Source organism: Streptomyces sp. SID14478 (assembly GCF_010548525.1).
In the GTDB taxonomy this organism is placed as follows: Bacteria; Actinomycetota; Actinomycetes; order Streptomycetales; family Streptomycetaceae; genus Streptomyces.
Window position 1 is genome coordinate 1 of record NZ_JAAGMG010001393.1, and the last position, 8,355, is coordinate 8,355.

Consider the following 8,355-nt stretch of genomic DNA (forward strand, 5'->3'; position numbering starts at 1 on the left):
TCGGCCGTGCCGCAGCCCAGGTCGAGCACGCGCTCGTCGCCGCGCGGCAGGGCGCGGGCGAGCAGGCGGGCCACGGACTCGTCGCCGAGCGGGGCCTTGACCGGGTGGCCGGTGTGCGCGAGGCGCGAGGTCTCTTCGTTGTCCACCGCCGCAGCGTGCCAGGCGGCCGCGTCGCCCGCACGCCGATTTCTCCGCTGTCCCTTGCCGCCGCGGGCACGTCGACCGAGGACGAGGGCGGGGGTCGCGGTGCGGCCCGCCGACGGGTCAGTTGCCCGTCACCGTCACCTTCTCGTCGTTGTTGAACTGGTCGACGAGCTGCTTCACCTTGGTCTTGTCCCACAGCAGGTTGCCGCCGACGGAGCCGCTCGTCGGCATGTTCATGGACTTGCCGTCACCGCCGTTGACGCTCTTCATCGCCATGAACATCGACCCGAGGTCCCACAGGCTCATGTCCTTGTCGACGACGAGCGAGTCCAGGCCCGCGCCCATCGTCGGGTAGAGCTTGAACGGGTTGATCACCGTCGTCGGGGACGCCACCTTGTGGGCCAGCGCGGCGAGGAACGCCTGCTGGTTCTTGGTGCGCTGCAGGTCCTGCGAGCGGAAGGCGTGGCGGGTCCGCACGAAGGCGAGGGCCTGCTGCCCGTCCAGGGTCTGCTTGCCCGCCTTGAAGTCGGCGCCGGAGTCCTTGTCCTTGAACCCTTCCTTCAGGTTCATCTCGACGCCGCCGACCGCGTCCACGATGCTCGCGAAGCCGCCGAAGCCGATCTCCGCGTAGTGGTCGATGTGCAGTCCGGTGTTGGCCTCGACGGTGCGCACGAGCAGCGTCGCGCCGTCCTCCGCGTACGCGGCGTTCAGCTTCGTCTGGCGGCCGGTGGCGGGGTAGGTCTTGCCGGACTCGGCGCCCTTGTACGAGGGGATCGTCACGTTCGAGTCGCGCGGCAGCGAGACGAGGGTGTCCCCGTTGTCGCCGACGTGCAGGATCATCATCGTGTCCGTGCGCTTGCCCTCGGCGGAGCCCGTGTGCAGCTTCTTCTTCTGCGCGTCGGTCATGCCCTGGCGGCTGTCGGTGCCGACGATCAGGTAGTTCGTGCCGTCACCGGTGTCGGGCCGGTTGATGACCTTCGACAGGTCGACGTCCCGGTGCAGCTTGGAGTCCGCCCAGAAGTACGTGGCGATGCTCGTCACCGCGAACACCGTGACGAGGGTGATCGCGGTCCACTTGATGCGCTTGCGCCAGTTCGGCGCGGGCCGCGCGGGGCGCCCGGAGGGCGGACCGTAGCCCTCCCCGCCCCCGCCGCCGGGCGGCTGGGCGGCACGGCTGGGCTGGCCGTAGACCTGGCCCGTGTTGTAGCCGCTGTCGTACCCGTTGTCGTACGAGTCCTGGCCGCGCTGGTCGCGGTACGGCTCGTCGTACCCGTCGTCGTAGCCGGGCTGCTGCGGGACGGGGCGCTGCACGTGCGGCATGACGCGTGCGCCTTCAGGGCGTGCGCTCGCGCTGCCACGGCCGTAGCCGCCGCGGCCGCCGCCGCCCTGCCTGTCGCTCCGCCCCTCGGGCCAATCGTTCATGTGGCCAGTGTGCAGTGCCCTGCTGTGGTCCTTACAAGGTTCCGTAGGAAATAGGACCCGTGCTGTTGCAGAGCTAACACAATCGGGACGCGCATAAGGTTGGTGGCATGACAGACCAGGGCCACGGCGCGGAATCGGATATTCCAGGCAAGCCGACTTCCGCTTCCCGCACGACGTTGTCGCACATCATGACGCACAACGACACCAACCTCCTGGGTACGGTGCACGGTGGCGTGATCATGAAATTGGTGGACGACGCGGCGGGCGCCGTGGCCGGCCGGCACTCGGGCGGCCCCGCCGTGACGGCCTCGATGGACGAGATGGCGTTCCTGGAGCCGGTCCGCGTGGGCGACCTCGTCCACGTGAAGGCCCAGGTCAACTGGACCGGCCGGACCTCGATGGAGGTCGGCGTCCGGGTCCTCGCGGAGCGCTGGAACGAGTCGACGCCCGCACAGCAGGTCGGCTCGGCCTACCTCGTCTTCGCGGCGGTCGACGCGGACGGCAAGCCCCGCCTCGTCCCGCCGGTCCTCCCGGAGACCGACCGCGACCGCCGCCGCTACCAGGAGGCCCAGATCAGGCGCCAGCACCGCCTGGCGCGGCGCCGCGCGATCATGGAGCTGCGAGCGAAGTCCAGCCCCACCGAGGACTGACGGACCCCGCTGCGGGAGGGGCCGCGGCGGCGCCCCGTGACCTCAGGGGCAGACGACCTGGTCCCCGGTCACGGCCCCGAACTCACCCTGGTAGGCGTCCTCGGCCCGCACCGCCCGCACGCCCTTGTAGTCCGCTCCGGCGAGCACCTTCAGCACGGCTCCCTGCCCCTTCACGGCCTTGAGCTGCGACCCGGGCAGGGCGGTGGCCAGCGACTTCGCGGAGCGGTCCCAGCGCGGGTCGTACAGGACGACGGTGTGCTGCGCGTGCCTGTCCGCCGCGTTGACCGGCGCCCCCGTCGTACGGAACCCGGTCCGCTTCAGCGCCGTGTCGGCCTTGCGGCCCACGCCGGGGGTCATCGTCGCGTTCTCCACCTGGACCCGGATCTGCTGCGGCGAGACGCCGACGACGACCGCCTTCTTCCTGGCCCGGTGCGACGCCAGCGGCTGGTCCTCGCGCAGCGCCCGGAACAGCTTCTCGGACTTCTTCGGGTCCCACTTCACGGTGGAGCCGATGCCCTTGACCGGATAGCTGATGTTCCCGATCGGCACGGTCGTGAACTCCGACGACGACGGCGTGAAACCGCGCATGGCGCGTGCCAGCTCGACCATCTCGTCCGTCCCGAACCCCTTGTCGGCGCGGACCGAGCTGAGCAGCGTCCGCGCGACGTTGCGGAACCTGACCGGATTGAGCAGCACGCCCGACGACGTCGTCTTCGCGATCAGTGACGCCAGGAACCGCTGCTGGCGCTGCATCCGCCCCAGGTCACCGGCGCCGTCCGTGTGCCGGGCCCGTACGTACTGCAGGGCCTCGCCGCCGTCCAGCTGATGCGTGCCGACGCTCAGGTCGAGCCCGGTGTACGAGTCCTTGAGCGGCCGGGCCGTGCACACCTCGACCCCGCCCAGCACGTCGACGGTCTTCATGAAGCTGGTGAAGTCGACCTCCAGGTAGTGGTCGATCTTCACGTGCGTCATGTTCTCGACGGTGCGCACGGTCAGCTGGGGGCCGCCCTCCGCGTACGCCGCGTTGATCTTGACGGGGTGCGCATGGTGCCGGTCGCCGCTGTTCTGGTCGGTGTGCGGCGGCATCATCGCGTAGCTGTCGCGGGGGAGGGAGACGACGGAGGCGCGCTCGTGGTCGTCCGAGATGTGCACGATCATGATCGTGTCCGTGCAGTGGCAGGGCGCCCCGCCCAGCCGGTACTTCCGCCGCTCCGCGTCGCTGATCTTGTCGCGGCCGTCGGTGCCGACGAGCAGGACGTTCATGCCGTGCCCGGCCGCCGGGCGGTTCTTCATGTCCTTGAAGGGGTCGATCCGGTCGATGCCGCTGTCGAGGCCGGTGACGAGCGCGTGGCCGATCCCCGCGGCGGCGAGCACCGTCACGGAGAACGTGGTCGCCACCCGCATGGCCCACCTGGGCTTCCTCCGGCGAAGCGGGGCGGACGGACGAGGCTGCCCGGGCCGCGCGGGACGCTGCGGTCGGGCCGGTGAGCGGGGCGGCGTGGGCACGGGGGGACACCTCCGTGAAAGCGGGCGGGGACAGGGCTCGTCGTCCCCGCCCCCGCTGCCGCGGGGCGTCCTCGGGGGGAAGGGGGCGACAGGCCTTGGCACCGTAGGCCCATACGATCTCCATCCCGCGGTAGCGACCCGGCTGCCGTGCGCCCCTGTCCCCCATTAGCGGTAACGTGACGCCTGATGAACGCAACCGCCAACACCGACATGCAGCTTCCGGCCGTATCCGTGATCATGCCCATCCTCAACGAGGAGCGGCACCTGCGCGAGGCCGTCGAGGCGATCCTGGCGCAGGAGTACGGCGGCGAGATGGAGGTCGTGCTCGCGCTCGGCCCGTCCGCCGACCGTACGGACGAGATCGCCGCACAGCTCGTGGCGGAGCACCCCCAGGTGCACACGGTGCCGAACCCGTCGGGCCGCACGCCCGCCGCGCTGAACGCCGCGATCAAGGCCTCCCGCCACCCGGTCGTGGTCCGCGTCGACGGCCACGCCGCGCTGTCCCCGGGCTACATCGCCACCGCCGTCCGCCTCCTCGACGAGACCGGCGCGATGAACGTCGGCGGCATCATGCACGCCGAGGGCACCAACGCCTGGGAGCAGGCCGTCGCCGCCGCGATGACCTCGAAGATCGGTGTCGGCAACGCGGTGTTCCACACCGGCGGCGAGGCGCAGGAAGCGCTCACCGTCTACCTCGGCGTCTTCCGCCGCCAGGCCCTGGAGCAACAGGGCGGCTACAACGAGGAGTTCATCCGCGCCCAGGACTGGGAGCTGAACTTCCGCATCAGGGAGGCCGGCGGCCGCATCTGGTTCTCGCCGGACCTGAAGGTCTCCTACCGCCCGCGCCCCTCGGTGAAGGCCCTGGCCAAGCAGTACAAGGACTACGGCCGCTGGCGTCATGTCGTCGCCCGCTACCACGCCGGCTCCATCAACCTGCGCTACCTCGCGCCGCCGACCGCCGTCGTGGCCATCGCCGCGGGCATCGTGGTCGGCGCGGCCCTCACCCCGTGGGGCTTCGTGATCCCCGCCGGCTACCTCGCGGCGATAGCGGCCGGTTCCGTACCCGCGGGCAAGGGGCTGCCGCTCAAGGCGCGCGCCCAGATCCCCGTCGCCCTCGCCACGATGCACATGACGTGGGGCTGGGGCTTCCTGACGAGCCCGAAGTCGCTCGCGAAGCGGGTCATCGCCTCGCGGCGCCCGGCGGTGCGCAACCCGGAAGCCGCCGCCAACTGACGCACAGGGCGCGGGAGTTCGCCTCCCGCGCCCCGAATCCCGTACTGCCGGGCGACTGCCGGGCGACTGCCGGGCGAGGTGCGGAACTCCCGTACTACCAGGTGTAGTTCGGATCCACCGGCATGCACCCGCCGGCCGCGCCGTTCTGCGTCTCGTCCTTGTCCAGCGCGTCCTTGGCGTCGGCGGCGGGCTTCTTGTAGGCGGTGCCCGTCGTCCAGTCGGCGCCGACGACCAACGTCACCCCGGACACCTCGGTCGACTTCTTCACCGAACCGAACGGAATCCCGAGGGACTTGGCGACCCGCTGGGCGTCGCCCTCCAGATCGGCCGACGGATAGCGGATCACCGTCGTCTCCTCGATCGGCGTGTGCGACTGGTCCGCCCTGGCCTGGGTGAAGCCCTTGCCGACCAGCAGCTGACTCACCGTGGAGGCCCGGCCGGGCGCCGCGGGCGTGGTCGCCGTGCGCGTGCCGTTCTGCACCTGCACCGCGATCTTGTCGTCGGCCGCCGCCGGGTCGTCGGAGACCTTGGCGGCCTCGTCGACCTTCTTCTTGCCCTTGCCGTCCAGCGGCTCGTCGTCCCGGATGAGGTCGAACAGCATCTTGGCCGCGCCCTCCTTCGGTGCGACGCGCGCGCCCACGTAGTAGAAGGGCATCGTCGTCATCGTGATGCGCTTCGGCTCGGGCTTCTTCAGCTCGTTGCTCAGGTCGTACAGCTTCTTGACGGTGTCCAGGCCCTCGTCGGGGTGCAGCGACCTCGTCGCCTGCTCGGCCAGCTCGCGCAGCTTGCCGGGGTTGGAGATCGTCGCGTTCTTCCGCATCTCGCGCACCATCGCGCTCATGTACATGTGCTGCGCCCTCGCGCGCGCGATGTCGGTGCCGCCCACGAAGCCGTGCCGGGTCCGCAGCCACTGCAGGGCCTGCTCGCCCTTGACGTACGTCGTGCCCTTCTTCAGCTTCAGGCCGGAGCCCTCGCCGTTGCTGCTGCGGGACTTGATGTTCTTGTCGACGCAGACGGGTACGCCGCCGATCGCGTCCGCCATCGACACCACACCGGAGAAGTCGATCATCATGAAGTGGTCGATGTGGATGCCGGTGAACTCCTCCCACATGGCGACCGTGCAGCCCGGCCCGCCGCGGCCGAGCGATTCGTTGACCATCCGCCTGCCGACCGTCGCCTCGTAGACCTTGCCCGTCTTCGGGTCGGTGCACTTGGGCAGGGGGAGCAGGGTGTCGCGCGGCATGCTGACCACCGACATGTTGCTGCGGTCCGCCGAGACGTGGAGCAGCATCTGCACGTCGGCCAGCGGGGGCGCGCCCACGCTGGCCTTGCTCCCGCCGAGCTTCAGGTTCTCCTTGGAGTTACGGCTGTCCGAGCCGATCAGCAGGATGTTCAGCGGGGTCTGGCCGGCCGCGTTGGGCGTCGGCTTGGCGACCTTGTGCTCGCCCAGGTTGAGCTTGTCCGTCTTGATGTTGCTGTTCAGGTGCTCGTAGTAGAGGTAGCCGGCCCCCGCCGAGCCGAGCACCAGGACCGCGACGACGCCCGCGGTCCAGCCCAGTATTCGGTTCCTGCGCCGCCTCGGCCGGGCGCCCGCGCGACGGTGACCGAGTGGCCTGCGGTCGGCGGGCTCGCCGTCCTCACCTGCGGCAGAGCCCTCGTGCAGGCGCGCGTCCGGACCCAACTCCCCGACGCGAGCCCTCTGTTCACCGCGGCCGTCCTGCTGTGAGCGCTCCCCGCGCACACTGCTTCGCCCCATGTCCTGCCCCACCCTCCCCGCCCTGTGGCCATGGCTCGGCCGCCTTGCTGTCGCTCGGTTAGACAGTCAAAAGGCGGCCGAGGTTGGTCACTTGGAACACACAGTCTTGTCGGCCGTCTGTTTGTCGACGTCCACCTTCGCTGTTCCCCCTCCGACCAAGGGCACCCCCGCGCCCTTGTAGTCCTTGCCGATGACCAGGATCATCGCCGGCAGCCCCTGGTCGTTCTTCTCGCTCTTGCCTTCCTTCATGGCAGAGCCGGGCAGCCCCATGATGTCGGCGAGCCGCCGCGCCTGGTCGGCCTGGTCGGGCGAGTACTCCAGGGTCGTCTTCGCCTGCGAGGGCTCCTTGTTGCCCATCTGGCTGGACTTGAGGACGCCCTCCTCGGTCTGCAGCGTGGTGAGGGTCGCCTGCGCGGCGCCGGGCTTGTCGCTGCCGTTGTAGATGTCCACGCGGACGTCGCCGGGGGCGGACTTCGTGCCCTTGAGCTTGGCGTCCTCGGCGGCCTTGGCCTTCTTCTCCTTGGCCTTCGTCTCCGTCAGCGACACGTCGTTCTTTATGGCGTCGAAGACGGCAGGCGCCGTCGAGTCGTTCACGATGACCGTCTTGTGCACCACGCCGTCCGCCGGGTTGTCGAGCACCGGCACCGTCACGAACGTCAGGTTCTTCGGCGGAACCCTCTTCAACTCCAGGGCCACGTCCTTGAGTTTGCCGAGACTCCCTATGCCCTTGTCGACCGTGAGCGCCTTGGTCGCCGCCTCGGCGAGGCTCGTCAGCTTCCTGGGGCTGGTGAGGGTGTCGCCGGAGCTCATCTTGCGGGCCAGCGAACTGAGGAAGCCCTGCTGCGCCTTGATGCGGTCCAGGTCGCCCTGGTTGCCGAAGGCGTGCCGGGTGCGCAGGAAGGCGAGGGCCTCCTCGCCCTTCAGGGTGTGCTTGCCCGCGGAGAGCTTGAGGTGCGAGTCGGGGTCGTCCACGTCCTTGGCGACGCAGACCTCGACGCCGCCCACGGCCGACGACAGCGTCTTCACCGCGTTGAAGTCGGCCATCATGAAGTGGTCGGGCATGACGCCGGTGATGGCCTTGACGGTGTTCATCGTGCAGCCGGCGTCGCGGCCGTCCTGCCCGAGGCTCGTGTTGAAGCGGACGTCCTGCGTGCCCGGGATCGTCTTGAGCTGCCCGTTCTCGTCCTTGACCTGGCAGTCGGGGATGTCGGTGATCAGGTCACGCGGAATGCTCAACGCGGTCGCGTTCGTACGGTCCTTGGAGACGTGCAGCAGGATGTTCGTGTCGGCGTGACCGACGCTGCCCTTGTCGCCGTAGCCCTCGTTGCCCTTGCCGGTGCGCTTGTCGGTGCCGATGACCAGGATGTTGAAGGCCTCGTCCTTGCTGAAGCCGTTCTTGGCACCGACGACGTCCTGCGTGGTGATGTTCCCGTCGAGGTGGCGGTAGTACAGATAGCCGCCGACCGACACCGCGAGGACCGTGAAGGCCGTGCCGCCGGCCGTCCACAGCAGGACCTTCTTCACCGTGGACTTCTTCTTCTTGGACTTGGAGCGGCGCCGGCCGGGGCCGGGGGCCTGTCCCTGCGGCTCGCGCCGCCTGCGCTGGGCGGGGACGTCCTGCCGGTCGCGCTTGGGCGGCCCGTC

Annotated in this window: 6 protein-coding genes and 1 pseudogene; 2 read left to right on the top strand and 5 right to left on the bottom strand. The window is 69.8% G+C overall.

Annotation, left to right across the window (positions count from 1 at the left end):
• Both G3I40_RS47805 and G3I40_RS44285 read right to left on the bottom strand, forming a co-directional pair.
• Positions 1-146: pseudogene (locus G3I40_RS47805) on the bottom strand (SAM-dependent methyltransferase); the annotation flags it as partial.
• Between the two features lie 118 nt (positions 147-264).
• Positions 265-1,566 carry an LCP family protein gene (locus G3I40_RS44285; protein ID WP_164560437.1) on the bottom strand — a complete coding sequence of 434 codons (1,302 nt, stop codon included), beginning with the start codon at positions 1,564-1,566 and terminating at the stop codon, positions 265-267.
• 107 nt (positions 1,567-1,673) lie between these two features.
• On the opposite strand from G3I40_RS44285, the gene G3I40_RS44290 reads away from it, so the two are divergent.
• Positions 1,674-2,216, top strand: coding sequence for an acyl-CoA thioesterase (locus G3I40_RS44290; protein WP_164560438.1), 543 nt, complete (start codon positions 1,674-1,676; stop codon positions 2,214-2,216).
• A 42-nt stretch (positions 2,217-2,258) separates the two neighbouring features.
• Here G3I40_RS44290 and G3I40_RS44295 read toward each other — a convergent pair whose 3' ends face one another.
• Positions 2,259-3,620: an LCP family protein gene (locus G3I40_RS44295; RefSeq protein ID WP_164560439.1), complete on the bottom strand. Its 1,362-nt coding sequence runs from the start codon at positions 3,618-3,620 to the stop codon at positions 2,259-2,261.
• Between the two features lie 288 nt (positions 3,621-3,908).
• Between G3I40_RS44295 and G3I40_RS44300 the strand changes: the two genes are divergently transcribed.
• Positions 3,909-4,955, top strand: a complete 1,047-nt coding sequence (locus G3I40_RS44300; RefSeq protein WP_164560440.1) for a glycosyltransferase family 2 protein — start codon at positions 3,909-3,911, stop codon at positions 4,953-4,955.
• Positions 4,956-5,049: 94 nt separating this feature from the next.
• Here G3I40_RS44300 and G3I40_RS44305 read toward each other — a convergent pair whose 3' ends face one another.
• Together G3I40_RS44305 and G3I40_RS44310 are read right to left on the bottom strand one after the other, a co-directional pair.
• Entirely contained in the window at positions 5,050-6,711 is a 1,662-nt protein-coding gene (locus G3I40_RS44305; protein WP_164560441.1) for an LCP family protein, read from the bottom strand.
• Between the two features lie 87 nt (positions 6,712-6,798).
• Positions 6,799-8,355, bottom strand: a 1,557-nt coding sequence (locus G3I40_RS44310) for an LCP family protein (RefSeq protein WP_203645921.1), incomplete at its 5' end; no start/stop codon positions are given.